We start from the raw sequence: 26,307 nt of genomic DNA, 5'->3' as shown, positions 1-26,307 counted from the left end.
TAGTTTGACTACTATTTTTATCTTGAAAATTCCGGTAAAAATTCCCAAGAGTTTGTTTTTAAACGATTATTTATGATAATCGCCTAGCGGGTCCATGATTGAAAAAACTGTTTTCGTGATGTATATTCTCTACAAAATCAAATACACCAGACAGCCAACCCCGGATTCTCTTATGACTAAGCAACTTACTCAAGTCTCCCCGCACTCTCCAGACTGGTATCGCGATGCGATCATCTACCAGGTTTACCCACGTAGTTACATGGATAGCAATGGCGATGGCGTGGGCGATCTTCCGGGGATTACGGCAAAGCTGGACTATATCGCATCGCTGGGCGTGGACATCGTGTGGATTTCGCCTTTCTTCAAATCACCGATGAAAGATTTTGGCTACGACATCGCCGATTACTGCGACGTCGATCCGTTGTTCGGCACGCTGGCCGATTTCGACACGCTGGTCGCCACGGCGCATAGCCTCGGCCTGAAGATCATGATCGACCAGGTGATGGCGCACACCGCCGAAGATCACGCCTGGTTCAAGGAAAGCCGTTCCAGCCGCGACAATCCGAAAGCCGACTGGTACGTCTGGGCCGATCCGAAAGCCGATGGCAACCCACCGAACAACTGGCTGTCGGTGTTTGGTGGCTCGGCCTGGCAGTGGGACACGCGCCGCCGCCAGTACTATATGCACAACTTCCTGACCAGCCAGCCGCAACTGAACTTCCACAACCCGGCCGTGCAACAGGCGCACCTGGACGCGCTGCGTTTCTGGCTGGAGCGCGGCGTCGACGGCATCCGTCTGGATGCCAGCAACTACCACTTCCACGACCGCCAGCTGCGTGACAACCCGCCGGCCACCAACCGCGACTCGATCACTGTCACCGACGTCAATCCATACGGCATGCAGGCGCACAACTTCGACAAGACCCAGCCGGAGAACGTGCCCTTCCTGCAAAAGCTGCGCGCGCTGCTGGATGAGTACAAGGCGGTATCGATCGGCGAAGTCGGCTCCGACGATTCGCTGGCGACGATGGCCGAGTACACCGAAGGCGGCGACAAGCTGCACATGGCGTACAGCTTCAACCTGCTGGTCAACCTGCTGTCGTCGCACTACATCCGCGAGCAGGTCGAGCAGTTCGAGAAACGTGTGAAGGGCGGCTGGGCCTCGTGGTCGGTCGGCAATCACGACGTGCCGCGCGTAGCGTCGCGCTGGGGCGGCCCGAGCGCGCCACAGGCGTTTGCCAAGCTGGCGCTGGCGATGCAGCTGTCGCTGAAAGGCACGCCGTGCCTGTACCAGGGCGATGAGCTGGCCTTCGCCGAAGCGGACGTGCCGTTCGAGCTGCTGCAAGATCCGTATGGCATCACCTTCTGGCCGGAGTTCAAGGGCCGCGATGGCTGCCGCACGCCGATCGCGTGGACCGATGAAGCCAATGGCGGCTTCACCACCGGCAAGCCGTGGTTGCCGGTATCGCCGGATCACCTGGCCAAGGCGGCTTCGGTGCAGGAGGCGGATGCGCAATCGTCGCTGGCCTTCACCCGTGCATTCACCGCGTGGCGCCGCCAGCATCCGCAACTGCTGCGCGGCGAGATCGCCTTCTTCGATACGCAGGACAGCGTGCTGGCGCTGCGCCGCGATCTGGCGGGTGAGCGCAGCATCCTAGCGGTGTTCAACCTGAGTGGCGAGGCACAGACGGTGGACCTGCCGGCATCGCAGGACGCCGAAGCGCTGCAAGGCCACGGCCTGCCGGGCAGCGCCGCCGGCGGCAAAGTACAGCTGCCGCCATACGGCGCCTGGTTCGGCTACGCGCAGTAATCCGTCATTCCGCCCACTGGGCGAAATGACTTGCGGCGTAGTGGTAAATCAACATTTCGGGTATGCTTCCGCCAACTGTTTTGACTGAATCGATGATGAAACAAGCTGAAGTGGATCAAAAACTCAACCGTACCGCCTTTGCCGACGGCCCGCGCCTGCTGGCCGACATCGGCGCCACCCACGCCCGCTTTGCCTTGCAGACCGCCCCCGGCGAGTTCCGCGCCGTGCGCGTGCTGAAGTGCGACGACTATCCAGACATCGTCGCCATGCTGCGCTCCTACCTGTCGGACCATGCTGGCGTCAATCTGAATCACGCGGCGCTGGCTGTGGCCAACCCGGTCAGCGGCGACTACATCCGCATGACCAACCGCGACTGGGAATTTTCCACCGACGAAGTGCGCCGCGCGCTTGGCCTGCACACGCTGCTGGTGGTGAACGACTTCACTGCGCTGGCAATGTCGCTGCCGGGCCTGAAGCCGGCCGACCTGATGCAGGTCGGCGGCGGCAAGCCGGCATCGAATTCCGTCATTGGCGTGCTTGGCCCCGGCACCGGCCTCGGCGTGTCGGGCGTGATCCCGACGGTCGACGGTTTCGTCACGCTGGGCTCGGAAGGTGGTCACACCAACTTCGCGCCAGCCGACGAGCGCGAATACGCGATCCTGCAATACGCCTGGCAAACCTGGTCGCACGTATCGACCGAGCGTTTGATCTCCGGCCCTGGCATGGAAATCATCTACCGCGCGATTGCCAAGCGCAACGGCCGCCAGGTGCGCGACCTGAGCTCGCAGGAAATCATCTCCGGCGCATTGACCGACAAAGACCCGCTGTGCCTGGAAGTGCTGGAATGCTTCTGCGCCATGCTGGGCGGCGCCACCGCCAACCTGGCGGTGACATTGGGCGCATTCGGCGGCATGTTCATCGGCGGCGGCATCGTGCCGCGCCTGGGCGACTGGTTCACCACCTCGCCGTTCCGCGCACGCTTCGAAGCCAAGGGCCGCTTCACCAGTTACCTGGCGGAGATTCCGACTTACGTGATTACCACGCCGAATCCGGCGTTCTACGGCGTCGCAACGATACTATCCGAGCACCTGCGCGGACGCAGCGGCGCCAATACGCTGATGGAGCGCGTGCAGCATCTGCAACACGAGCTGACGCCGGCCGAGCAGCGCGTCGCGCAACTGGTGCTGGAACAGCCGCGCCTGGTGCTGAACGAGCCGATTGCCGACATCGCGCGTCTGGCCGAAGTCAGCCAGCCGACCGTGATTCGTTTCTGCCGCTCGCTGGGCTTCCTCGGACTGGCCGACTTCAAGCTGAAGTTCGCCAGCAGCCTGACCGGCGCGATACCGGTGCGGCACAGCCAGGTGCGCGTCAGCGACAGCACGCACGACCTCAGCGCGAAGGTGATCGACAATACCGTTTCGGCGATCCTGAAATTCCGCGATCAGCTGGACGTGCGTTCGCTGGACAAGGCGATTGCGCTGGTGGCCAAGGCCAAGCGGGTCGAGTTCTATGCGATGGGCAATTCGCGCGTGGTGGCGCTGGACGGCCAGCACAAATTCTTCCGCTTCCGCATTCCGACTTCGGCGTATGGTGATTCGCATCTGCTGACGCTGGCCGCCGAGCTGCTGAATCCAGGCGATGTGGTGATCGCGATTTCGAATTCCGGCAAGCTGCCGGACCTGCTGGCGGCGGTGGATGCCGCGCGTGCGGCCGGCGCCGACGTCATCGCCATCACCGCCAGCAACTCGCCGCTGGCCAAGAAGGCCAGCGTTTGCCTGGCGGTCGATCATACGGAGGACAGCACCACCTTCCTGTCGATGATCTCGCGCATCCTGCAACTGCTGCTGATCGACATCCTGTCGGTCGGCATCTCGCTGGACGCGCAGAATTCGCGCCTGGTGGTCGAGCACAAGAGCAGCAACGGCGAGACCGACAATCGCCGCCTGCTGATCTCACACCTCGACGGTTGAATCACGCTGGGTGGCCGCCGCCCGGCGTGCCGCCAGTTCCGAAAACACCAGCGCCACCACGATCAGCGCGGCGCCGATGAAACCAAGGGCGTGCGCGCCCAGCGCATTCACGCCGGCGGCGCCGATCACCCCGGCGGTGGTTACGCCGAGATAAGTGCCGGCGGTGTTAAGCCCCAACAGGACCGGCGCGATCGATGGCGCCAGACTTACCAGCCGGTGCTGCTGCGGCACCAGCACACCCCAGCCCAGGCCACCCCACACCGCCACCGCGATCGCCGCGCTCCACAGATGCGCACTGGTGAAAGGCAGCGTGCCAACCACCAGCACCAGCGCGATCAATAAGCGTTGCACTACCTTGCGTGCATCGGCGCGATCAATCAGGCGGCCGGCGAACAGATTGGCCGCCGTGCCTGCCACACCCCAGGCCGCAAGCAGGCCGCCCAGCACATAAGCATCGCCGGCGATGGCGCGGTCGAACGCTACAGCGAAGTAGTTGTAGACGGTGAAAGTGCCGGCCATGGCGATCAGCGTAGTCATCAGCAACAGCCCGGCGCGCACATCTGCCAGTGGCGCCAGCCGCTGGCGCAGCGTGACTTTCGGCGGCAGCGGGATGTCGGCCAGGAAGGCCCAGATCCCCAGGCCGGACAGGCCCCCGAGCACGCTCACCAGCACCATGGTCCAGCGCCAGTCACCGACGCCGCCGACGACGGCGCCGATCGGCGAGCCGAGCGCCGTGGCGGCGCTGAAGCCGGCCATTACCACCGACAGCGCAGTAAACGGTGGTCATCTGGCCAGCTGCGGCGATGCTGACGCCATAGTTGACGGCAATCTGTGGCAGCACGCCTGCCATCACATAGCTGTCCGTGCCGAGCGCGAACATGCCGACCGCCAGCACGATTAAACGTGGGTCCATGGGTGTTCCTTAATTGGTTTCGTTACGCAACTATATTTTACCGAGTTGCGTAACGCAACTAATTTTGCTAAACTTTTTGCATGACACGAAAAAGCCTGGATGCAATGAACTGTTCGATCGCCAAGTCGCTGGATCAGGTTGGTGATGCGTGGACGCTTTTAATCGTGCGCGAATGCACGATGGGCAAGACGCGCTTTGACGAATTTCAGCATGGCCTGGGAATCGCACGCAACATCCTGACCAACCGGCTCAACCAGCTGGTGGCGGATGGGATACTGGAAACTTTTCCGGCGCCGGACCGGGTCAACACCAATGGATATCGCCTCACGCGCAAGGGAGAGGAACTGTATCCGGTGCTGGTGGCTTTGATGCAGTGGGGCGACCGCTGGCGCACCGCTCATGGCAAACCGCTATTGACGCTGGCCGACAAGCGCACCGGGCAAGCGGTGCAGCCGGTGGATATCCGTTCGGCCGATGGCGCGCTACTTTCGTACCGCGACATCCGCCTGCTGCCCGGCCCCGGCGCAACCGACAGCACGCTTGCTGTCATCGACAGCCGCAATCAGCGCGTGCTGGGCGAGGAATAAGCTGTAATGGCCTACAGCTTGTAGCGCAGCGTCAGCGCGATGCTGCGTGGTGCGCCTGGCTGGCTCAGGTTGGGGCTGGAACCGTGACCGGAGACGATGTAGCCGGTGTCGCCGATGTTATTCAGATTCAGCTGCACTTCATACTTCGCCGCCTGGTAGGCCAGCATCGCGTCAGCCGTCACATAACCCGCCAGCGTCACCGTGTTGCCCGGATTGGCGAAACGGCTGCCGACTGCGTTGATGCCGCCACCGGTGCGGAAGCCATAGCCCAGTTCTTTCGTCAGCCACAGATTGCCGCTGTTGCGCGAGGTCAGCGTCGCACGTTTGCCTTGCACCGGTATGCGCGCGGCCGTCGTCGTGCCAGCCTGGTTGACGCTGGTGTCGATCGCCAACGATTCTATAATGGTGGCGTCGGTATAGGCGTAGCCGGCCATGACCTTCCATGCGTTGCCGAGGTCGGCGTTGAAGGTCAGCTCCAGGCCATCCGAGCGCTGCTTGCCGATCGGGACGATGCGGTTGGTCAGCGGATCGGTCACCTTGATGTTGTCGCGCTCCAGGCGGTACAGCGATACGGTCGCATTCGCGCGACCGCCCCACAAATCGTATTTGCCGCCGAGTTCGGCGTTGCGGGTGATTTCCGGCGCCAGATCGGCATTGTTGGCGGCCAGCGCGAAGTTTTCGCCGCTCGGCTGGAATGAGCGGCTCCACGAGGCGTAATACGATTGTTGCTGGTCCGGCTGCCATACCAGGCCGGCGCGAGGGCTCCAGGCGGTGTCGATGCGGCTCAGGTTGGCGGTGGTGACGCCGGCGGCATTTTGCAGACGCGATTGCTGTTCAAAGCGGTCATAGCGGGCGCCGAGCAGGGCTTTCCATTGGTCGCTGAACACCAGCGCATCCTGCACATAGCCGGCCGAGGTCTTGTACGTGCCGTAGGTGTCGGTGCGCGGGCCGAGGCGAGCCGGATCGACCACCGGCAGCACCGGCCTGAAGATGGAGACGTTGCTCGCGACCGCCACGGCGGCATTGGTGAACGCGTCCTTGCTTTGCTCGCCGTATTCGATGCCGTACAGGACTTCATGCTGCACGCTGCCGGTGGCCAGTTTCTGCGTCAGCTCGGTCTGGTTGGACCAGCCATGTTCCTTGCGCACCAGCCTGGCGTGGCCGAGCGACATGGTGCCGGCCACTTCGTTGACGGTGCCGGAGATGTTGGTGTTGTTGCGATCCAGCGTGTAGTCGTAGAAGCGGAAGCCGTTGCGCAGCGACAGGGCAGGGCTGAATTTATGCGTCAGCGTGGCGGCGTAGGATGTCACGCGCGACTGGCTGTAATCGGCCAGGCTGGCGTTGGCGGCGCCGTAGTATTGGCCGGCGTCGACATCGACCGGGCGGCCGTTGTACGACGGAATGCCGAAGTCGGTCAGGCGGCGGTCTTCCAGATAGTCGGCCTGCAACAGCAGCCTGGTGTCGGCCGAGATGCGCAGCGCGAGCGATGGCGCAATCGCGCTGCGGTCGAGGAATTGCTGGTCGCGGTAGCTGTCGGCTTTTTCGCGCGCACCGGTCAGACGCCACGAGACGGTTTCACCGGCGCGGCCAAAGTCGATTTCGCCACGGCGGCCCGCATGGTCGCTCAGGCTGAGGCTGATGTCATTGATGTCGGCGCCCGGTTTCCTGGTGACGCGGTTGACCAGGCCGCCCGAGGAGCCGCGGCCATACAGCACTGCCGCCGGGCCTTTCACCACTTCCAGTTGCTCGATGTTGGACAGGTCGCGGAAGTACAGCGCGTCATCGCGGAAGCCGTCGACGAACTGGTCGCCAATCGCGGTGAAGCCACGGATGAACACCTGGTCGCGCTGGCCATCGCCGGTGGACAGGCCGACGCCCGGCACCGTCTTCAGCACGTCTTGCAGCGAGGTGGCGTGCATGTCCTTGATGACTGCGGCAGGGATGACGTTGACGGTTTGCGGCACGTCCTTCAGGTCCATATCGGTTTTGGTGGCGCCGCCCGAGCTGCGTGGCACGTAGCTATTGGTATTCTCCTTGGCGCCGGTTACTTTCACCACCTGCAACTGCTCATCTTCCGCATGTGCCGCCAGTGCCAGTGCGGACATGACCGCAACGCTTACCGCCTTCCTGCTTAAACTCATTTCATCCTCGATTGCAAAACGTAAAGATTGGATTCTAGTCGCAAATGAGAATCAATCGCAATAAAAAGTTACAAATGTATGCTTGAGATTTGCAAGAGATGAGTTAAGATATATCTAAACAAGTTATATCTTAAGGAGTTTTACATGTTCCATCGTCACCATCATCATCACCCGCATGGCCCACATGGGCATCATCCTCATCCGGGCGGCCACGGTCCGCGCGGTCGCGGCCCGAAAATGTTCGACGCTGGCGCCATGCGCTATGTCGTGCTGCAACTGATTGCCGAGAAGCCGCGTCATGGCTACGAGATCATCAAGGAGCTGGAGCAGCGTTCCGGTGGCGGCTATACGCCTAGCCCGGGCGCCATTTATCCGCTGCTGTCCATGCTGCTGGACATGGGCCACGTGGTCGCTACGCCGGACGGCAACAAGAAGCTGCACACCATCACGCCGGAAGGCGAGGCTTTCCTGGCCGAGAACCGTCAGTTTGTCGATGCCATCCTGGCCCGCCTGGCCGATCCCGACGAGCACCGCGAAGGCCTGCGCAGCGCCATGCATGATCTGAAGCATGCAGCCATCGAGCAGGCGCGCGCCAGCAATCACCATCCGGAACGCATCGAGCAGATCCGCGCCATTCTGCGCAAGGCGGTCGAGGAGATCAACGCCTTATGAGTGTGCCACTGACTCCGGCGCGCGAGCGCCTGGTGCTGTGGCTGTTGGCGCTGACGCAGTTCACCGTCATCATGGATTTCATGGTGATGATGCCGCTGGCGCCGCAGCTGATGCGCGCCTTCGCCATCGAACCGGCCGCCGTGTCGGGTGCGGTGTCGGCCTATGCCTGGTGCGCCGGCCTGTCCGGCCTGGCCGCCGCCATGTATATCGACCGCTTCGACCGCCGCAAGCTGCTGCTGACGGTGTTTGCGTTGTTCACGCTGTCCAACCTGGCCTGCGCCGCCGCGCCGAACTTCCATGTGCTGGTGCTGTCGCGCGCCTTTGCCGGATTGTCCGGCGGCATCCTCGGCGCCATCGTCATGGCCATCATTGGCGACCTGATTCCGGCCAACCGCCGTGGCGCCGCCACCGGCATTGTGATGACCTCGTTCAGCCTGGCGTCGGTGGCTGGCGTGCCGACCGGCGTGATGCTGGCTGCGCATTACGGCTGGGCGTCGCCGTTCTATATCCTGGTGCTGTGCTCGCTGCCTATCCTGCTGTTGGCGGCGCGCGTGCTGCCCGCGCTGGACAGTCACCTGCCGAACCACACGCCGCTGTCGCAGGCGCTGCCCGGCCTGATCGCGCTGTACAAGCAGCCGATGCACCTGAAAGCCTTCTTCCTATCGGTGGTCAACATGATGACCGGCATGATGGTGATTCCCTTCATTTCGCCGGTGCTGGTGAATAACGTCGGCCTGCAGCCGGCCGAGATCACCTATGTCTACCTGGCCGGCGGCCTGGCGACCTTCTTCACCGCGCGCATGATCGGCAAATGGTCGGACCGCTATGGCGCGCAGAAGGTATACCGCATCGTCTCGCTGCTGTTTATCCTGCCGGTGCTGTTCATCACCCACATGCCGGTGATGCCGCTGGCAGGCGTGATGCTGTTCTTCCCGTTCTTCATGGTGCTAGCCTCGGGCCGCAATATTCCGATGCAGGCGCTGATGACCACAGTGCCGGAACCGGGCCGGCGCGGCGCCTTCCTCAGCGCTAACGCCGCCATCCAGCAGGTGGGCACTGGCGTCGGAGCCTTGCTGGGCGGACTAACCTTGCACACGGAAGCCTCCGGCCATATCGCCGGCTACGGGCTGAATGGCTGGATCGCGGCCGGGATGGCCGTCATGACGGTGTGGTGGGTAGGGCGGGTACGCGGCGCCGCGCCAGTAGCGGCGGCGCCGGTGGTGAAGGCGGCTTAGTTGTCGACCGCAGTGCGCTTGCCGGGATGCTTCTCGCGGCGCCAGCGGCCCAGGCTGATGGCCTCGTCGCTGCTGGCGTCTTCCACCAGGATTTCCTCGTCGCTGGACGAGACCAGGAAGCTTTCCCAGCGCAGCGCCGCTTCGGTGCTGTTTTCGACGAAGCTGAACTGCCAGTAACTTTTGCCATTCAGCTTGCGCGGCGTCGGATCGTATTCCAGCAGGCCGCCGTGGGCTTTGCCGCCGGAGTTCTTTTCGATGGCGGCCGACCAGGTTTGCAGCTCAGGCAGCGCCATCAGCGCGGCGGCGCCTTGCTCCTTGGTGCGGATGGCTGGTGGTTCAGTTGGCGGCGGCGGGTCCTTGATCTCCGGCTGACGCTGTGGCACGGCGGCCGGCGCCGGCTTCTTCACCGAGGCCGAACTGCTGGCGCTGGCCGGCGGCGTCACCGGCGCCTTGACCGTGACCTGGGTTTCGACCGATGGGGCGCGGCTGAACCAGGCGGCCAAACCCAGCGCGACGACTGTCGTTGCCACGCCGGCGATAACCAGTTTGCGGGAGGACTGCTTGCTTAATTCCATGAGGTGGATAGCTGAGACTATTTTATTGTCGGCCATACTAAACTAAAGGCATCACAGGGGCAACTTTAGCCCCTTTTTTACGCCTTTTCACTTGTTTGTTTGGCATGAAAACGTGGCTATCCTATACTATTTTGGTATTACTCCGTTGAGATAATTCATTGGCTGTTGAGGGCGCTTTTCCGTACCATCGACGCAGCACGAGTAAAGGACACGCCTGTGAACAAGCATATTTTGGGGATAGATTGGGGCACCAGCAACCGACGCGCCTATCTGATAGATCAATCCGGCGCCTGTCTGGCCGAGCATGACGATGGCCAGGGCATGCTGGCGGTCGGCGGCCGCGAGCAGTTCGGCGCCTCGCTGGCCGGCCTGCTGGCGGCGATGAAGCTGCCGGCCGACGTGCCTGTGATCATGTCCGGCATGGTCGGCAGCGCCTCCGGCTGGCAGGAGGTCGACTACCTCGACGCCTCAGTGCCGCTGGAAGAACTGCCGCGCCACCTGGCGGCCGTCACCGATCCAGCCTGGGCCGGTCGCGCCACCATCGTGCCCGGCTATGTCTACCGCAACGGTACTTCCGCCGACGTCATGCGCGGCGAGGAAACCCAGCTTCTGGGCGCGGTCGCGCTTGGCCATCGCGATGGCTGGATTGTGCTGCCAGGCACCCACAGCAAGTGGGTGCTGCTGCGCGACGGCGTGATCCAGTCGATTGCCACCTATATGACCGGCGAACTGTTCGCCATGCTGTCGAAGGGCGGCACGCTGTCGGCGATGCTGACCGGCGACGCCGCCGACGCTGCCGGCTTTGCCACCGGCCTGGCCCAGGCGGCGCGCAATGAGCCGCTATCGAATTCGCTGTTCCGCGTGCGCGCCGGTGTGGTGTCGCGCTCGGCGCCAGCCGGGCAGGCGGCCGCCACCATCAGCGGCCTGCTGATCGGCGCCGAATTTGCCGCCGCAGCGCGCGCGGCCGAAGGGCAGGGCATCACCGTCATCGGTTCGCCGGCGCTGGCGGCGCGTTATGAGATCGCCGCCCAACATTTCGGCTTGAAGTGCGCGGTGCTCGACCCACATCAGGTGTATTGCACCGCTGTTTCCCAATTCCTCAAGGATAGACCATGACTACTTTATCCCACCCGACCACGCCGCTGGTTGCCATTCTGCGCGGCCTGGCCCCTGCCGAGGCGGTTGATGTCGCCAAAGTGCTGTACAACGCCGGCTTCCGCGCGCTGGAAGTGCCGCTGAACCGCCCTGGCGCGCTGGAAGCGATTGCCTCCATCGTCGAACTGGACCTGCCGGACACGCTGGTCGGCGGCGGCACCATGCTGAATGTCGGCCACGTCGACGCCGTTTTCGAAGCGGGCGGCCGTTTGCTGGTGTCGCCGAACTGCGTACCGGCGGTGATCCGCCGCGCCGCCGACCTGGGCATGTACTGCTCGCCAGGCGTGGCCACGCCGAGCGAAGCATTTGCAGCGCTGGACGCTGGCGCGCATGCGCTGAAGATTTTCCCGGCCGAGTCGGTTGGCCACGGTGGCGTCAAGGCGCTGAAGAGCGTGCTGCCGGCCGGTACGCCGGTATGGCCGGTGGGCGGTGTGACGCCGGAGACGATGGCCGACTGGGTCAAGGCGGGCGCCACCGGCTTCGGCATTGGCGGCGCGCTGTACACGCCGGGCGTCACGCTGGAACAACTGAAGGAACGCGCGGAAGCCTTCGTCAACACCTGGCGTGCCTTGGCCGTCTAACTACGGAATCGAACTGATGAGCAAGCATGATGTGCAGTGCCTGTGGCAAGCGGGCGCGCAACTGGGCGAAGGCCCGCTGTGGGTGGCGGAACAGAACCGTCTGTACTTTGTCGACCTGAAAAACCAGACGCTGCATGCGATTGAAGTCGGCAGCGGCGAGCGCCGCAGCTGGGCGATGCCGGACTTCATCTGCTGGCTGATCGCGCGCCGCGACGGTGACGGCTTCATGGCCGGCCTGCGTGACGGTATCGCCCGCGTGTGGCTGGAGCCGGAACTGCGCATCGAATACCTGCATCGTCCGTTTGCCGAAGGCAGCGGCCTGCGCATGAACGACGCCAAGGTCGACAGCACCGGCCGCATCTGGGCCGGTTCCATGCACAACACCGATTACGCGCAGGCGGTGGGCAAGCTGTTCCGCCTGGAGAAAGATCACTCGCTGCATGTGGCCGATGACGGCTACCATATCTGCAATGGCCCGACCTTCAGCCTCGATGGCGCGACCATGTACCACACCGACAGCTACGAAGGCCGCACCTACGCCTATCCGCTGTCGGCCGACGGCACGCTGGGCGAGCCGCGCGTGTGGCGCCAGTTCGGCGAAGGCGAAGGTTCGCCGGATGGCATGACGGTCGACAGCGAAGGCTGCGTGTGGATCGCGCAATGGGGCGGCAGCCGCGTCTGCCGCTACTCGCCGGCTGGCGAGTTGCTGGACACGATACCCGTACCAGTTCGCAATCCCGCCTCCTGCACGTTCGGCGGCGCCGACCTGAAGACGCTGTACATCACCACCGCCAGCGAAGACAACACGCCGGAACAGCTAGCCGCCCATCCGCTGACCGGCGCCGTATTCGCAGTCCGCGTCGACGTGCCAGGCCTGCCAGCCGCCCGCTTCGGCTAAAATGCGGGCTTTAGCAATCGCGTTACGCCATGCAAAGCCCAGCTCCCAAATATCTTCACCTTAGCCCTGACGCAGACCTTCCCATACTGGAAGGCCTGCGCCAGTTCAAAACCGTTGTCGTTGCCGAAGCCGATGTGCAGGAGACGATGATGTGGGACATCAGCCGCTGGCTGATCGAATCCGGCTGCCTGTATGCGCTGACGTGGGGCAAGGACAGCGAGCAGTGGCGCGAAGCGCTGGAAGATGCCGCCCTGGAAGCCGTCAACTATGAAGACGTGCCTGAAGAGCGCCGCGTGCTGATTACCGCACATGACGATGACGACCTGGAAGAAGTCTTCTGGTTCGCCCGACACCGCGCCTCGCACCCGGCCGACTTGCAAGAAACCCTGATTCTCCATATCGCCGACACCCCACGCCGCGAAGAACTCGAAGCCCAATACCGCGACGCTTGATGGTTTGAGGTGACGGAATGCGCGCCGTCATCCGGTAGTTCACACGCCTAGAACGTAATCTGCACCGATGGCGCGCTGCGTTTGGCGTCGCCGTGGAAGACGGCTTCGATGTTGTTGCCGTCCGGGTCCAGCACGAAGGCGGCGTAGTAGCCGGGATGGTAGGGGCGTTCGCCCGGCGCACCGTTGTCCTTGCCGCCGGCGGCCAGCGCGGCCTGGTGGAAGGCTTCTACTGTCGCGCGGTCTTTTGCCTGAAACGCCAGGTGATGACGGCCGGTCAGCACACCCAGCGCCGCTTCGCTGTCCGCCGTGGAGACAAACAGCTCATCCGCCCAGAAATAGGTGTCGCCAGTGCCGCCGATAGGAATGTCGAGCACCTCCAGCACAGCGGTATAAAATTTTTGCGAAGCAGGCAGGTCGCGCACGACCAGCTGAAGATGGTCGATCAGACGACCGCGATGCAATTCCTGTGTTTCCATGCTGCACTCCTGAAGGAAGTCCATGGGAGCGCAGATTTTAGCGCACAAGCGCCTTCTGCACGCGCCACGATAGCGGCAGCGTCAGAAGCAGAAGTGCTGCCAGCGCGCACAGCGCTACCGATACGCCCATCGCATCGCCGAGACGCCCGAATAACACCGGCGACAATGCGCCCGCGCCAATGGTGCCGGTATAGAACCAGGCAAACGCCTGCTCGTGCTTGCCTGCTGCGGCCAGTTCCGGCACCACGCCATACAGCACCGACGAGGTGCCATTCAACGCCAGTCCCAGCACTGGCAGCATGACCATCACGCCGCTTAACGGCAGCCACACCGCCAGCACGATGCACAGCGAGGTCAGCGACTCGGTCGCCCACACCGTCTTCATCATGCCGATACGCGCACCCAGGTAGCCGCAGAACAGCTTGCCAAACGCGCCACCAACAAACAGCAGCGATAAGGCCATGCCGATGCCGGCCGTGCCGGCACCCTTGTTCTTCAACAGGAAAGGCAGGAAGGTCAGGAAGCCCATGCGCACGGCGCTGTCCAGCGTGCCGGTCGCCAGCAGTGCGCGCAGACCGCTGACGGAGCCTTTGCCATGCGATACACGGTTGGCCTTTTCGCTTCCGGCGGTGGGGCGCGACGGCAGCAGCCACCATAGCAGCAACGCTGCCCCCAGGCCGAGCGCGCCGATCAGCATCACGCTGGTCTGCCAGCTGAGCACCACCAATAGCAAGCCGACCGCGCCAGGTATCAAGGTCTTGCCGATATCGCCGGCAAAGTTGTACTGAGATAGCGCCTCCTTGACGTTGCCGCCAGCTGCGTACGCATCCGTCACCAGCGACGAGGCCAGCGGATGCTGCGTGCTGGCGCCCAGGCCGCCGAGCATCAGCGCAAACAACAGCAGCGGCAGGCCGCCGCCCACGCCGGCAATCAGGTAGGCGATGCCGGCCAGCGCCGTGCCGCCGATCAGCATGCGTTCGCGTCCCCAGCGCCGCGCCAGCCGGCTGGCCAGCAGCTGAAAGCCGGCCATCACGCCGGAATACGACGCGCGCAACAAGCCGATCATCGCATAGCTGATGGCAAACTGCGCCTGCCAGATCGGCAGCAAAACGTAGATCAGATCAGTGGGGCCGTCATGCACGGCATGGGCGCTGCTGGCGGCGATCAGGGAGCGTCGGCGGGAGGACATCTTGCGAGTGTACAAGAAAAAAGCCCGCATCGCCGAAGCGATCGCGGGCTTTGATAGCAGGCTGGTTTAGCCGGCCGGCGTGATTACATCATGCCGTCCATGCCACCCATGCCGCCCATGCCACCCATACCGCCCATGCCGCCGGCTGGTTTGTCTTCGGTGACTTCAGCAACCATGCAGTCGGTGGTCAGCATCAGGCCAGCGATCGATGCTGCGTTTTGCAGTGCCGAACGGGTGACTTTAGCTGGGTCCAGAACGCCCATTTCGACCATGTCACCGTACGTGCCGTTGGCAGCGTTGTAGCCGTAGTTGCCCGAACCGGCCAGCACAGCTGCTACCACCACCGACGATTCTTCGCCGGCGTTTTGCACGATCATGCGCAGTGGCTCTTCCATGGCGCGCAGAACGATCTTGATACCTGCGTCCTGGTCTGGGTTGTCGCCTTTCAGACCCTGGATTTGCGCGCGGGCGCGCAGCAGGGCAACGCCGCCGCCTGGCACGATGCCTTCTTCCACAGCAGCGCGGGTAGCGTGCAGAGCATCTTCCACGCGGGCTTTTTTCTCTTTCATTTCAACTTCGGTGGCAGCACCGACTTTGATCACGGCAACACCGCCAGCCAGCTTGGCCACGCGCTCTTGCAGTTTTTCGCGGTCGTAGTCCGAGGTCGCTTCTTCGATCTGCACGCGGATTTGCTTGACGCGGGCTTCGATGTTGGCGGCCTGGCCAGCACCGTCGATGACGATGGTGTTTTCTTTGCCGACTTCGATACGCTTGGCTTGGCCCAGTTCTTCCAGCGATACTTTTTCCAGGGTCAGGCCGACTTCTTCAGCAACCACTTGACCACCGGTCAGGATAGCGATGTCTTCCAGCATGGCTTTACGACGGTCGCCGAAGCCTGGGGCTTTCACGGCAACGGTTTTCAGGATGCCGCGGATGTTGTTGACCACCAGGGTAGCCAGCGCTTCGCCTTCGATGTCTTCAGCGATGATCAGCAGTGGACGGCCCGATTTGGCGATCTGTTCCAGGATAGGCAGCAGGTCACGGATGTTCGAGATTTTCTTGTCGCACAGCAGAACGAACGGGTTGTCCAGAGCGGCAACTTGTTTGTCCTGGTTGTTGATGAAGTATGGCGACAGGTAGCCGCGGTCGAACTGCATACCTTCAACGATGTCCAGCTCGTCGTTCAGCGATTTGCCGTCTTCAACGGTGATGACGCCTTCCTTGCCGACTTTTTCCATCGCTTCAGCGATGCGCTCGCCGATCGACGAATCCGAGTTGGCCGAAATCGAACCAACCTGGGCGATTTCCTTGGTGGTGGTGCATGGACGGGCGATGGCAGCGATCTGCTCAACGGTTGCAGCAACCGCTTTGTCGATGCCGCGTTTCAGGTCCATCGGGTTCATGCCGGCGGCAACGAACTTCATGCCTTCGCGCACGATGGCTTGTGCCAGCACGGTGGCGGTGGTGGTGCCGTCGCCGGCGTTGTCGCTGGTGCGGGAAGCAACTTCCTTGACCATTTGCGCGCCCATGTTTTGCAGCTTGTCTTTCAGCTCGACTTCTTTGGCAACGGATACGCCGTCCTTGGTGACGGTAGGGGCGCCGAACGAACGTTCCAGCACAACGTTGCGGCCTTTCGGGCCCAGGGTGACTTTAACGGCGTTGGCCAGTACATTTACGCCTTCAACCATTTTGGCGCGCGCTGCGTCGCCGAAGATAACTTCTTTAGCTGCCATGTTTATTACTCCTTGAGGTGTTGGGTGGGATCAGTCGGACCAGTAATTACTTGGTGACGATCGCCATGATGTCTTCTTCGCGCATGACCATCAGTTCCTGGCCGTCGATCTTGACGGTCTGGCCGGCGTATTTGCCGAACAGGACGCGGTCGCCTACTTTGACATCCAGAGGACGTACTTTGCCGTCTTCCAGGATCTTGCCATTGCCAACCGCCAGGACTTCGCCTTGATCTGGTTTTTCAGCGGCCGCATCAGGGATGATCAGGCCGGACGCAGTTTTGGTTTCCTGGTCGAGGCGTTTGACGATTACGCGATCGTTCAAAGGGCGAAGGTTCATACAAAACTCCTTAATTATTAACAATGGTACAGTTTGTTTAACAGAGGATTGTTAGCACTCCTCCGTATCGAGTGCTAATTATAGGGTCGACCTTGGGGCATTTCAAGGCACCCGGGCTTGAGTATCATCAAAAAGACGTCAAAATAGTATCGATATGACTACAGCGCATGATCTGCACCGGGAATTTGAGCCACCTGAAGCGCTGCGAGGCACCATCAGATGCTTCTGGCATACCCGCCGGGAATTCCATGGACGGGACTTCGAGATCATTCCAGATGGGTATGCGGAGATTATTTTCTACGTCGGCAATTGTTATCTTGAAGGCAATTCTTTGCCGTCGCCCTTCCTGATGGGACTACTGAATCAGCCGGTGGTGCTGAGCACCGATGGCCGGCTGGATGTGATCGGCATCCGCTGTTATCCATGGACGGTGTTTGATTTGCTCGGCCTGCCGCCCGGCAAAGATGGCTTGCGCCTGCTAGCGCATCCGGTGGCGCAGCTGCAGGACGCTTTCCAGGCGCAGGTCGCAGCCGGCCGCATTGAGGACGCAGTGGCGCTGCTGGCACAGTATTTTCTGCACACGCAACCTGCGTCGGTGGACAGCACGATCTATAAAGCCGGGTTGGCGATGCTTGCGGCGCAGGGGGCGCTGGCCGTCAGCGAGGTAGCAGCCGCCGCCCACGCGACGGTGCGCACGCTGGAGCGCAAGTTCAAGCAGTCGTCCGGGCATACGGTGAAGGACGTGGCGGGCCTGATGCGCTTCGAGCAGGCGCGTAACCGCTTGTGGACCGAGCCGGAGACCAGCCTGGCCGCGTTGGCGCAGGCGCTCGGCTATACGGATCAGTCTCACCTGAGCCGGGAATTCAAGCGCTACAGCGGCATGACGCCAGCGGCATTCGCGCGCGAGCGGCAACGCTGATTTGTCGCGTTTATACAAGCCGTCGCCCCGCTGTGGTCCTTAGACTGGCGGCATGAATACTACTTACGATGTGATGATTTCAGGCGCCGGCCCGGTCGGCTTGTTCCTGGCTGGCGAACTGGCCTCGGCCGGCTGCTCGGTGCTGATACTGGAGAAAGCGGAAGATCCTTATTCGCCGTTGAAGCAAATGCCGTTCGGCATACGCGGCCTGTCGGCGCCGACGATTGCGGCGTTCGCGCAGCGTGGGCTGCTTGATCAGCTGGAGGTACCCAAGCGTGTCAAGAATCCGTTCGGCCATGTGGCCTCTGCGCAGGCTGGACACTTTGCCGGCTTGCCGTTCTTGTACGGCGACATCGATACTTCGCGCTGGTCGAATGCACTGCCTACCAATCTGATTTCGGAGATGGCGGAGACGGAAGCCGTGCTGACCCGCCGAGCGCTGGCGCTGGGCGTCGAGATACGGCGCGGTGTCGCCGTCACCGGCGTGGAACAGTGTGCAGACGTGGTCAAGGTGCAGACTGCGGAGCAAAAGTTTGCGGGCCGCTGGCTGGTCGGCTGCGATGGCGCGCGCAGCGTAGTGCGCAAGGCTGGCGGCTTTGAGTTTGCCGGCACGGAACCGGAGTTCACCGGTTACACCGTGCAGGTGGCGTTTGCCGATCCCGGCACGCTGAAGCCCGGCCGCAACCTGACGCCCGACGGCATGTACTTCCAATCGCAGCCTGGCTATCTCGCCATGCTGGATTTCGATGGCGGCGCGTTCCATCAAAGTGGCGCGCCGCTGACGCTGGAGCATGTGCAAACGGTACTGCGCCGCATCTCGCAAACTGACGTGACGCTCCACGCGCTGCATGTGGCCACCACCTGGACCGACCGTGCGCGCCAGGTCACCAGTTACCGCAACGGCCGCATCCTGCTGGCAGGCGATGCCGCGCATATCCATTCGCCGCTGGGCGGGCAGGGACTGAACCTGGGCATCGGCGACGCGGTGAGTCTGGGCTGGAAGCTGGCGGCGACCTTACGCGGCGATGCGCCGGAAGGGCTGCTGGATACGTACCACGCCGAACGGCATCCGATAGGCGCGCAGGTGCTGGACTGGTCGCGCGCGCAGGTGGCCATCATGCGTCCAAGCGCGGAGGCGCGCGCCTTGCGCGCCATCTTCAGCGATCTGCTGAAGACACGCGACGGCGCGACTTATATCGCCGGCCGCGTGTGGGGCGTGTCCTGACTCAGCGGCGCTCGCCGCGTGTCTTGAGCTGGTCCAGCAGCACAGCGACCAGCAGAATCAGGCCGCGCATCAGGTACTGATAGAAGGCGTCGACGTCGAGCAGATTCATGACGTTTTCCACCGTGCCCATAATCAGCACGCCGATCAGCACGCCGAAGATGCGCGCCTTGCCGCCTTGTAGCGAGACGCCGCCAAGCACGCAGGCGGAGATGACATCCAGCTCAAAGCCCTGCGCGGCATTCGGCTGTCCACTGGTGATGCGCGAGGCGAGGATCAGGCCGGCCATCGCGGTAATCAAGCCTTGCAGCAGGAAGATCCACACGCGCAGCCGTTCGACGCGCACGCCGGCCAGCCGCGCGGCTTCGGGATTGCCGCCGATGGCCAGCGTGTTGCGGCCAAATACCGTCTGGTTGAGCAGGACGCCGAACACGATGAAGCAGGCGCCTGCCACCAGTACCGGCAGCGGCATGCCGAAGATGCGCGTATCGCCGAAGTCGATGAAGTTGTCGTCGTTGATGCCGACCGCCTGGCCCTTGGAGACGATGAAGGCCAGGCCGCGCACCATCAGCATGGTGGCCAGCGTGGCGATCAGCGCGTTGACGCGCAGGTAAGCGATCAGCACGCCGTTCAGCGCGCCGATCAAGGCGCCGGCACCCAGGCCGGCGGCTACGGCGATGGTGACGCTGCCGCTTTGCTCCAGCACGATGGCGCCCAGCACGCCGGCAAAGGCGATGGTGGAGCCCACCGACAGGTCGAAGTCACGCGAGGCGAGGCAGAACATCATGGTGCAGGCGACCATGCCGATCTGCGCCACCGAAAGCATCAGTCCGACCACATTGGTCACGGAGAAGAAGTTGTCCACCGTCGCCGACAGCACGGCGAACAGCACCAGGTAGGCCAGCGGCATGCTGTAGTCCGACAGCCATTGGCGCGAGATCAGCGGCGAGGCCTCAGCGGCAGGATTGAGTTGGGTCGCGCTCATGCGATGCTCCGTGTAGGTTGGGCAGGCGTTTCGATATAAGTCGGCGCGGTGGCGATGTTTGCGCCATGTGCGGGGATCGGGGCCGGGCTGGCGGACGTGGCGCCGTCGGGCAGGGCGAGGCGCAGCACTTCGGTTTCGTTGGCCATGGCGCGTGGCAGCTCGCCGCAGATGGCGCCTTCGCGCATGACGATCACGCGGTCGGAAATGCCCAGCACTTCGGGCAGCTCGCTGGACACCACGATGACGCAGCAGCCGCGTTCCGCCACTTCGTGGATGATACGGTAGATATCGTTCTTGGCGCCGACGTCGATGCCGCGCGTCGGCTCGTCCAGTATCAACACCTTTAGCCCCGGCTCGGCCAGCCAGCGCGCCAGGATGACTTTCTGCTGATTGCCGCCGGAGAGCAGGCGTATCTCCTGCTGGCGGTTGGGCGTCTTGATGCGCAGGCGGGCGATGAATTCATCGGCCAGCGCGGCCTCGCGCTTGTGGCGCAGGAATACGCCGCCGCGCAGGTCGTTGCGGCGCACGCTGATGTTGATGTTTTCCGCCACCGAGGCGGTGGCCAGGATGCCTTGCTCCTTGCGGTCCTCCGGGCACAGCACGATGCCGGCGGCGATGGCGTCGGCCGGGCCGCCTGTGGCGACAGGCACGCCATCCAGTAGCACTGTGCCTGCGGTGCGCGCATCAGCGTTGTACAGCAGCCGCATCAACTCGCTGCGTCCGGCACCGACCAAGCCAAAAAAGCCCAGTACCTCGCCGCCGTGGACGGCGAAGCTTTGCGGGCCTTTGACGTGCTTGCCATTCAGTCCTTGTACCTGCAAGCGCGCTTCGGTGTGCGGGCGCTCGCGGTAATCGTAAATATCGCTCAGTTCACGGCCGACCATGTCGCTGATCAGGCGGTCGCGCGGCACATCGGCCATCACCTCATGCGTGATGATCTTGCGGCCATCACGGAAGATGGTGCAGGCGTCGCACAGTTCGTACAGTTCTTCCAGCCGATGCGAGATGTAGATCAGGGTGCGGCCATCGGCACGCAACTCCTTCACCAGGCGGAACAGGATGTCGGTCTCGCGGTGCGACAGCGAGGAGGTGGGTTCGTCGAAGGCGATCACCTGTGCGTCTTGCATGATGGCCTTGCAGATCTCCACCATCTGCCGCTGCGCGATCGACAGGTCCGCCAGCCGCGCGGACGGCGACAGGTCGACGCCGATCGCGGTCAGCTTCTCCGCCACCAGGCGATGCGCGCGGGCCTTGTCGAGAAAGCCGAAACGCGTTGGCATGCGGCCCAGTAGCACGTTCTCCGCCACCGTCAGTTCCGGCACGTATTGCAGTTCCTGGTGAATGATGGCGACAGCGGCGCGGATGGCGTCCTTGGCGCTGGTGAAATGACGTTCCGTGCCATCGACCAGCAGGCGCCCGCCATCCGGCTTGTACTGGCCGCCGAGGATCTTCAACAGCGTCGACTTGCCCGCGCCGTTCTCTCCCAGCAGGCCATGCACCTGCCCGGCGTGGGCCGCGAAGCTCACGCCGTTCAGCGCCTTCACGCCGGGGAAGAATTTGCAGACCTGGTCGAATTCCAGATATGCGGCCATGATTACTGGCCCATCGCCTTGCGTACCTGCGCCTGGTTGGCGCGGGTCATCAGCATGCCTTTCGTCAGAACTTCTGCCGGCGGCACGCCTTTGCCGTTGATCCAGTTGACCAGGTTGATCGAGGTCTGATAACCGTGTTCTTTGGCGCTGATCATGATCGAGCCAAAGAAGCCGGTCGGCTGCGGCTTGTTCAGCTCACTCTCGGCAGCCTTGGCGCCGCCGATGCCGATGCCGATCATGTTGTCGGCCTTGATGCCACGGCCCTCAGCGGCGCGCACGGCGCCCAGCACCGCTTCATCGTTCAGGCCTACGGCCACCCAGTATTTGAACTTGGCGTTCTTGGTCAGCGCGATGTTGGCGGCGTTGAAGGCGTTTTCGGTATCGGTCTTGGCTTGCGGTGCATCGATGATGTTCGCGGCCGGGAAGCCTGCAGCTTTCAGCGCATCGATGGCGCCGGTGGTGCGGTCCTTGCCGGTCGGTAGCTGGTCGTAGGCGACGCGGATGGCGCCCACTTCGGCCATATTCCATTTGCGCGCCTTGATCTCGGCGACGATGCCTTCGCCGACCTGCTTGCCGATCTGGTAGCCGGAGATGCCCATGTGCGGGATCGATGCGATCGGCTTGCCGCTGCCGTCGACCAGGCGGTCGTCGACAGAAACGACTTTGAGGTTGTTGCGCCTGGCGGCGCGTTCAATCGCCTTGCCCAGCTTGACGTCCGGCGCGCAAATGACGAAGCCCTGCGCCTTCTGCGCCGCCAGGTTGTCGATCGCGGCCATGGTTTTTTCGCCGTTCGGGATGCCGATCTTCACCAGTGTGAAGCCTTTCTCCTTGGCGGCGACTTCCGCGTAGCGCCACTCTTCCTGGAACCACGGCTCCTCGACCTGCTTGACCAGGAAGCCAATTTTTACCGGTTCAGCGGCATGTGCCCAGGCTGCGGCGCACAGCGCCGCAGCTGCCAACAAAGTACGTTTCATATCGTGTCTCCATGCGATTTATATCGTTATTATGGGTTGATACGTAGTTGATACACTGGAATCACCGTCACACCGCGCACGGTTGCCATCTGCTTGGCGCCGCCGAAATCGGGGCGTGCCTCTTTGGGCAGGTAGATGGGCGCATCGGCGCGCAGCGGCAGTACGGAGACGGTCAAGGGCTGGTCGAGCAGCGCGGCCTGCTGTTTCAGACCGAACTGCCATTGATAGCCGCTGTAATACCAGTCGTCCAGCATGCGGGTGCCGGAGTACAGGCGGCCGATGTCGCCGACAAAGTCGATTTGCAGCAGGGCGTCATCGAGGCCTTTCAGCTGCTCGCGCGGGACGTTGATCTGCCATGCGCCGGCGGCCTTGAAATTCTCCGGCAGTGGCTGGATCGCTGACTTGGCGTTGCCGCCAATGGTGATCGGCGCCGCTTCCTGCGCTTCGCGCGTTTGCGTAACGGTGGCTTTCACCTCGCGCGCCGGCAGTGTCGCTTCAAAGACCTGGAAGATGCCGTCGTTGCCTGCTGCCTGCACGGCAACGGTGGCCGACTGTGCATCGCCTGCCGCGTACGCGCCGGCATTGGATGGTGCGCCTGACGCTGCGCGCGCGGCGGCTGCCGATGCCTTGGCGGCCGGAGCGCTCCACGCTGCGCCGGTGCTGGTGGCCTTGGGGGCGCTGGCCAGCGCCGGATAGACGGCGAAGCGGAACTTGCTGTCGCCAACCGAACGCAGTTGCAGCGCGTTGCCGTCGGCGTAAGCCTGATCGGCGCTGAGCAGCAGGCGCTTCTGGCCAGCCAGTTGCACCACGCTCAGTTGCTGCGATTGTTCCGGCGTCAGCACCACGATGGTCAGCGGGCGCTTGCCGGCACGCTGCACGGTGACTGCCGTACCGGCGCCGGGTTGCACGCCAGTGACCAGCGTATGGCCGCTGACAGTGGCGATCTGCGCACCTGGCGCGGCAAGCTTGGCGCCCGCGTCAAACGACAGCTCGACCGGCACGCCGGCGCTGGCGGCAAACACCGCCAGCATGCCTGCCTTGCCCTGATCCAGCAGCGTCACCGGCTGCGCGGTGGCGTAGTGCAGGTTGGTGCCATCCAGATCCAGGTTCAGCGGCCAGATGAAGTAGGCGCCGTCAGCGATGTCCACCGGCTTGCTTGGCAGCGTGATGCTCTGGCCTGGCAGCTTGACGGCAAACTGCGTCGCTTTCTGCGCCGCCATCGGATACTGGCGCACATGGTTATTCACGAACAGGAAGCCGCGATCTCCTTCGCTGCGCACGGCAAAGCGCGCGGTCTTCAGGTCATCCGGCTTGGCTGGCGATACCTCCGGCTTACGCACCGTCATCGGCGCGAGGCGCGAGCCAAAGGCTTGCGTGAACAGGTGGAACGGGCGCAGCTTCTCCAGCACCTTGCGCTGCTGGCCGTCCGGGCCGAGCGGCGCCTGGAAGTCGTAGCTGATCATGGTGGTGTCGTTGTAGCCGCCGCTCAGCGTGCTTTCTTCCATGCCGGTGCCGCCGATGGACAGCGGATTGCGACCGCCATGGAACATGTAGTAGCCCATCAGGTTGACGCCGGAACCCAGCTGCACCGGCAGCATGGAGGCGATATCGTCAGCCGATACCACGGTGCGGCGGCGGTACATGAACGGCAGGCCGCCGCCATATTCGGCGCCGAGGAAAGGCGTGACTTCCTTGTCGGTTTCGGCGGTGCCCGGCGCGTGGGCAGCGGTTTGCGCACCCAGGTCACCGCTGACGCGCGTGTCGAAGCGGAAGGCGTAAGTCTCTTTCGGCGGCAGCTCCTTGGTGCTGACGCCCCACGGTTCATCAGGGTAGCCGCCAAATACCGGCGTTACTTCGCCCGCTGGATAAATGGTGCCGTCCCAGCCGGTGACGGTGTAGTAGGGCACATCCATGCCCGCCTTCAGCGCCAGCTTTTTCAGCGCGCTGATATGCGCGGCGCCCTTGCCGGGGCCATCGATGTTGTATTCGTTTTCCAGCTGGATGCCGATGACGCGGCCGCCATCCTTCCATAGCTGGCCTTTCAGTTGCTGACCGATCTGCTGGTACAGGCGGTCGACGAAGGCCATGTATTGCGGGTCGTTGCCGCGCGATGGCATGGTGTTGACCACCCAGTCCGGAATGCCGCCGTAGCGGACTTCCGCGTGCACCCACGGGCCGACGCGCACCACCACGTCCAGCCCGGCCTTGCTGGCCAGCTGGATGAAGCGGCGCAGGTCGCGGTTGCCGGACCAGTCGAATTTGCCTTCCTGTTCTTCGTGGTGATTCCACATGACGTAGCTGGCGACGATGTCGATGCCGGCCGCTTTCATCTTGCGCAGTTCCGCATCCCACTGCGAGGCGGGCGTGCGGCTGTAGTGGAATTCGCCCATGATCGGCAGCCATGGGGCGCCGTTGCGGGTCAGGTAGCGGGCGTTGGCGCCGAGGGTGTCGCCATTGGGGGCGGTGGCGCTGCCGAGGCGCAGCGCGGCGGCGAGCGGGGCGGGTGTAGCGGCGCTGGCGTCGATGGACAGGGTGTCAGCGTTGGCAGCGGCGGCTGCCAACACACCAGCCACCACCGCCGCCACCACCGCCGCGCAAGTGCGGAGGCGGAGCGACATTACCATTCCGCGACGCTGCCGTCTTCGTGGCGCCACACCGGGTTGCGCCAGTCCGGCGCGTTCTTGCTGGCTTCAATGACGCGCGCTTCATCCACTTCCACGCCCAGACCTGGTTTCGGCAGCGGGTTGCAGTAGCCGTCGATGATCTTGAAGTCTTCCTTGTTGATGACGTAGTCCAGCAGTTCGCCACCCTTGTTGTAGTGGATGCCCATGCTTTGCTCTTGCAGCACGGCGTTGTACGACACGAAGTCCACTTGCAGACAGGCCGCCAGCGCGACCGGGCCCAATGGGCAGTGAGGCGCCAGCGTGATGTCGTAGGCTTCGGCCATCGAGGCGATCTTCAGGCATTCGGTGATGCCGCCGGCGTGCGACAGGTCTGGCTGCACAATCGACAGGCCACCGGCCGCGAACACGTTCTTGAATTCGAAGCGCGAGTACATGCGTTCGCCTGCCGCCAGCGGGATGGCGGTCATCTCGGCCAGGCGCGGGTAGTATTCGGCCTGTTCGGCCAGCACCGGTTCTTCGACGAACAGCGGACGGAATTGTTCCAGCTCGCGCAGCAGCATCTTGGCCATCGGCGCGGCCACGCGGCCGTGGAAGTCCAGGCCGAATTCGATGGTGGTGCCAAAGGCGGCGCGGATCTCGGCCACGCGGGCCACCGCTTCATCGACCTTGGCCGAGGTGTCCAGCATGCCCAGTTCCTCGGTGCCGTTCATCTTGAAGGTGTTGAAGCCGCCTTTTTGCAGCGTGCGGATCTGTTCGATGATGTCCGACGGACGGTCGCCGCCGACCCAGCTGTACATCTTCATGCGGTCGCGCACCAGGCCGCCCAGCAGTTCGTACACCGGCTTGCCCAGCACCTTGCCCTTGATGTCCCACAGCGCCTGGTCGATACCGGCGATCGCGCTCATCAGGATGGCGCCGCCGCGATAGAAGCCGGCGCGGTACATGGTTTGCCACAGGTCGTTGATGCGCGACGGGTCCTGGCCGATCAGATACGGTTCCATTTCCTGTACCGCAGTCTCCACGGTGCGGGCGCGGCCTTCGATGACCGGTTCACCCCAGCCGACGACGCCTTCATCGGTTTCGATTTTCAGCAGCATCCAGCGCGGTGGAACACGGTAGGTCGTCAGTTTTGTGATTTTCATAGGGTCAGGTCTGGGTGGAGTTCGGGGAACAGCGCTCAGTCTAAGGCCGGTCGCTAGACTGGAAATATGATTAATTCGCAAGGAGCCATATCATTATCGGATAGCTGCCGGAAGCCGCAGCTATC

At 63.1% G+C, this 26,307-nt stretch carries 24 protein-coding genes; 11 read left to right on the top strand and 13 right to left on the bottom strand.

Annotation, left to right across the window (positions count from 1 at the left end):
- Positions 1 to 172: 172 nt before the first annotated feature.
- Both BLS51_RS08755 and BLS51_RS08750 read left to right on the top strand, forming a co-directional pair.
- On the top strand, positions 173 to 1,810 hold the full coding sequence (locus tag BLS51_RS08755; protein WP_090181529.1) for an alpha-glucosidase: 1,638 nt from the start codon (positions 173 to 175) through the stop codon (positions 1,808 to 1,810).
- A 95-nt stretch (positions 1,811 to 1,905) separates the two neighbouring features.
- Positions 1,906 to 3,780 (top strand): glucokinase, encoded by a 1,875-nt coding sequence (locus BLS51_RS08750; RefSeq protein ID WP_090181531.1) that lies wholly within the window; start codon positions 1,906 to 1,908, stop codon positions 3,778 to 3,780.
- Here the strand turns inward: BLS51_RS08750 and BLS51_RS08745 are convergent.
- Together BLS51_RS08745 and BLS51_RS30160 are read right to left on the bottom strand one after the other, a co-directional pair.
- Positions 3,763 to 4,536: an MFS transporter gene (locus BLS51_RS08745; protein WP_229207500.1), complete on the bottom strand. Its 774-nt coding sequence runs from the start codon at positions 4,534 to 4,536 to the stop codon at positions 3,763 to 3,765. The genes BLS51_RS08750 and BLS51_RS08745 overlap by 18 nt on opposite strands.
- The gene (locus tag BLS51_RS30160; RefSeq protein ID WP_229207501.1) at positions 4,469 to 4,693 is read right to left on the bottom strand and encodes a hypothetical protein; all 225 of its coding nucleotides are present in this window, start codon (positions 4,691 to 4,693) and stop codon (positions 4,469 to 4,471) included. The genes BLS51_RS08745 and BLS51_RS30160 overlap by 68 nt, the downstream gene beginning before the upstream one ends.
- Before the next feature lie 104 nt (positions 4,694 to 4,797).
- Between BLS51_RS30160 and BLS51_RS08740 the strand changes: the two genes are divergently transcribed.
- Positions 4,798 to 5,280, top strand: coding sequence for a winged helix-turn-helix transcriptional regulator (locus BLS51_RS08740; protein WP_229207502.1), 483 nt, complete (start codon positions 4,798 to 4,800; stop codon positions 5,278 to 5,280).
- 11 nt (positions 5,281 to 5,291) lie between these two features.
- Here BLS51_RS08740 and BLS51_RS08735 read toward each other — a convergent pair whose 3' ends face one another.
- Positions 5,292 to 7,385 carry a TonB-dependent receptor gene (locus BLS51_RS08735; RefSeq protein WP_229207503.1) on the bottom strand — a complete coding sequence of 698 codons (2,094 nt, stop codon included), beginning with the start codon at positions 7,383 to 7,385 and terminating at the stop codon, positions 5,292 to 5,294.
- 180 nt (positions 7,386 to 7,565) lie between these two features.
- On the opposite strand from BLS51_RS08735, the gene BLS51_RS08730 reads away from it, so the two are divergent.
- Both BLS51_RS08730 and BLS51_RS08725 read left to right on the top strand, forming a co-directional pair.
- Positions 7,566 to 8,093: a PadR family transcriptional regulator gene (locus BLS51_RS08730; protein WP_229207504.1), complete on the top strand. Its 528-nt coding sequence runs from the start codon at positions 7,566 to 7,568 to the stop codon at positions 8,091 to 8,093.
- Positions 8,090 to 9,328, top strand: coding sequence for an MFS transporter (locus BLS51_RS08725; RefSeq protein WP_090181543.1), 1,239 nt, complete (start codon positions 8,090 to 8,092; stop codon positions 9,326 to 9,328). The genes BLS51_RS08730 and BLS51_RS08725 overlap by 4 nt, the downstream gene beginning before the upstream one ends.
- Here the strand turns inward: BLS51_RS08725 and BLS51_RS30155 are convergent.
- Entirely contained in the window at positions 9,325 to 9,903 is a 579-nt protein-coding gene (locus BLS51_RS30155) for a hypothetical protein (RefSeq protein ID WP_229207505.1), read from the bottom strand. The two genes, BLS51_RS08725 and BLS51_RS30155, sit on opposite strands and share 4 nt — an antisense overlap.
- Positions 9,904 to 10,119: 216 nt before the next feature.
- Here BLS51_RS30155 and BLS51_RS08715 point away from each other — a divergent pair, with 216 nt between their 5' ends.
- The 4 genes from BLS51_RS08715 to BLS51_RS08700 are packed head-to-tail and all read left to right on the top strand — an operon-like array spanning position 10,120 to position 12,989.
- Positions 10,120 to 11,019: a 2-dehydro-3-deoxygalactonokinase gene (locus BLS51_RS08715; protein WP_090181545.1), complete on the top strand. Its 900-nt coding sequence runs from the start codon at positions 10,120 to 10,122 to the stop codon at positions 11,017 to 11,019.
- Positions 11,016 to 11,639 (top strand): 2-dehydro-3-deoxy-6-phosphogalactonate aldolase, encoded by a 624-nt coding sequence (locus BLS51_RS08710; RefSeq protein WP_090181547.1) that lies wholly within the window; start codon positions 11,016 to 11,018, stop codon positions 11,637 to 11,639. The genes BLS51_RS08715 and BLS51_RS08710 overlap by 4 nt, the downstream gene beginning before the upstream one ends.
- 16 nt (positions 11,640 to 11,655) lie before the next feature.
- Complete coding sequence (locus BLS51_RS08705; protein WP_090181549.1) at positions 11,656 to 12,537, top strand: SMP-30/gluconolactonase/LRE family protein; 882 nt, start codon at positions 11,656 to 11,658, stop codon at positions 12,535 to 12,537.
- Positions 12,538 to 12,566: 29 nt separating this feature from the next.
- Entirely contained in the window at positions 12,567 to 12,989 is a 423-nt protein-coding gene (locus BLS51_RS08700; protein WP_090181551.1) for a DUF7684 family protein, read from the top strand.
- Positions 12,990 to 13,036: 47 nt separating this feature from the next.
- Here the strand turns inward: BLS51_RS08700 and BLS51_RS08695 are convergent, their stop codons facing one another.
- The 4 genes from BLS51_RS08695 to groES form a co-directional block, all read right to left on the bottom strand.
- Positions 13,037 to 13,465, bottom strand: a complete 429-nt coding sequence (locus tag BLS51_RS08695) for a VOC family protein (RefSeq protein ID WP_090181554.1) — start codon at positions 13,463 to 13,465, stop codon at positions 13,037 to 13,039.
- 37 nt (positions 13,466 to 13,502) lie between these two features.
- Positions 13,503 to 14,654: an MFS transporter gene (locus BLS51_RS08690; RefSeq protein ID WP_229207506.1), complete on the bottom strand. Its 1,152-nt coding sequence runs from the start codon at positions 14,652 to 14,654 to the stop codon at positions 13,503 to 13,505.
- An 83-nt stretch (positions 14,655 to 14,737) separates the two neighbouring features.
- Positions 14,738 to 16,387 carry a chaperonin GroEL gene (groL, locus tag BLS51_RS08685; protein WP_090181558.1) on the bottom strand — a complete coding sequence of 550 codons (1,650 nt, stop codon included), beginning with the start codon at positions 16,385 to 16,387 and terminating at the stop codon, positions 14,738 to 14,740.
- A gap of 46 nt (positions 16,388 to 16,433) precedes the next feature.
- Positions 16,434 to 16,724: a co-chaperone GroES gene (gene groES / locus BLS51_RS08680; protein WP_026637491.1), complete on the bottom strand. Its 291-nt coding sequence runs from the start codon at positions 16,722 to 16,724 to the stop codon at positions 16,434 to 16,436.
- Positions 16,725 to 16,878: 154 nt separating this feature from the next.
- On the opposite strand from groES, the gene BLS51_RS08675 reads away from it, so the two are divergent.
- On the top strand, positions 16,879 to 17,643 hold the full coding sequence (locus BLS51_RS08675) for a helix-turn-helix domain-containing protein (protein ID WP_090181560.1): 765 nt from the start codon (positions 16,879 to 16,881) through the stop codon (positions 17,641 to 17,643).
- A gap of 52 nt (positions 17,644 to 17,695) precedes the next feature.
- Positions 17,696 to 18,868 carry an FAD-dependent monooxygenase gene (locus BLS51_RS08670; RefSeq protein ID WP_090181563.1) on the top strand — a complete coding sequence of 391 codons (1,173 nt, stop codon included), beginning with the start codon at positions 17,696 to 17,698 and terminating at the stop codon, positions 18,866 to 18,868.
- Position 18,869: 1 nt separating this feature from the next.
- Here BLS51_RS08670 and araH read toward each other — a convergent pair whose 3' ends face one another.
- The 5 genes from araH to dgoD are packed head-to-tail and all read right to left on the bottom strand — an operon-like array spanning position 18,870 to position 26,182.
- Entirely contained in the window at positions 18,870 to 19,850 is a 981-nt protein-coding gene (gene araH / locus BLS51_RS08665; RefSeq protein WP_090181565.1) for an L-arabinose ABC transporter permease AraH, read from the bottom strand.
- Positions 19,847 to 21,442: an L-arabinose ABC transporter ATP-binding protein AraG gene (gene araG, locus BLS51_RS08660; RefSeq protein ID WP_090181567.1), complete on the bottom strand. Its 1,596-nt coding sequence runs from the start codon at positions 21,440 to 21,442 to the stop codon at positions 19,847 to 19,849. Before araG ends, araH begins: the two co-directional genes overlap by 4 nt.
- 2 nt (positions 21,443 to 21,444) lie before the next feature.
- Positions 21,445 to 22,416, bottom strand: coding sequence for an arabinose ABC transporter substrate-binding protein (locus BLS51_RS08655; protein WP_090181569.1), 972 nt, complete (start codon positions 22,414 to 22,416; stop codon positions 21,445 to 21,447).
- Between the two features lie 29 nt (positions 22,417 to 22,445).
- Positions 22,446 to 25,034 (bottom strand): beta-galactosidase, encoded by a 2,589-nt coding sequence (locus BLS51_RS08650; RefSeq protein WP_090181571.1) that lies wholly within the window; start codon positions 25,032 to 25,034, stop codon positions 22,446 to 22,448.
- Positions 25,034 to 26,182 carry a galactonate dehydratase gene (gene dgoD, locus BLS51_RS08645; RefSeq protein WP_090181576.1) on the bottom strand — a complete coding sequence of 383 codons (1,149 nt, stop codon included), beginning with the start codon at positions 26,180 to 26,182 and terminating at the stop codon, positions 25,034 to 25,036. Before dgoD ends, BLS51_RS08650 begins: the two co-directional genes overlap by 1 nt.
- Between the last annotated feature and the right edge of the window lie 125 nt (positions 26,183 to 26,307).

Source organism: Duganella sp. OV510 (assembly GCF_900100205.1).
GTDB lineage: Bacteria > Pseudomonadota > Gammaproteobacteria > Burkholderiales > Burkholderiaceae_D > Rugamonas.
This window is presented reverse-complemented; position numbering and strand designations above follow the sequence as displayed.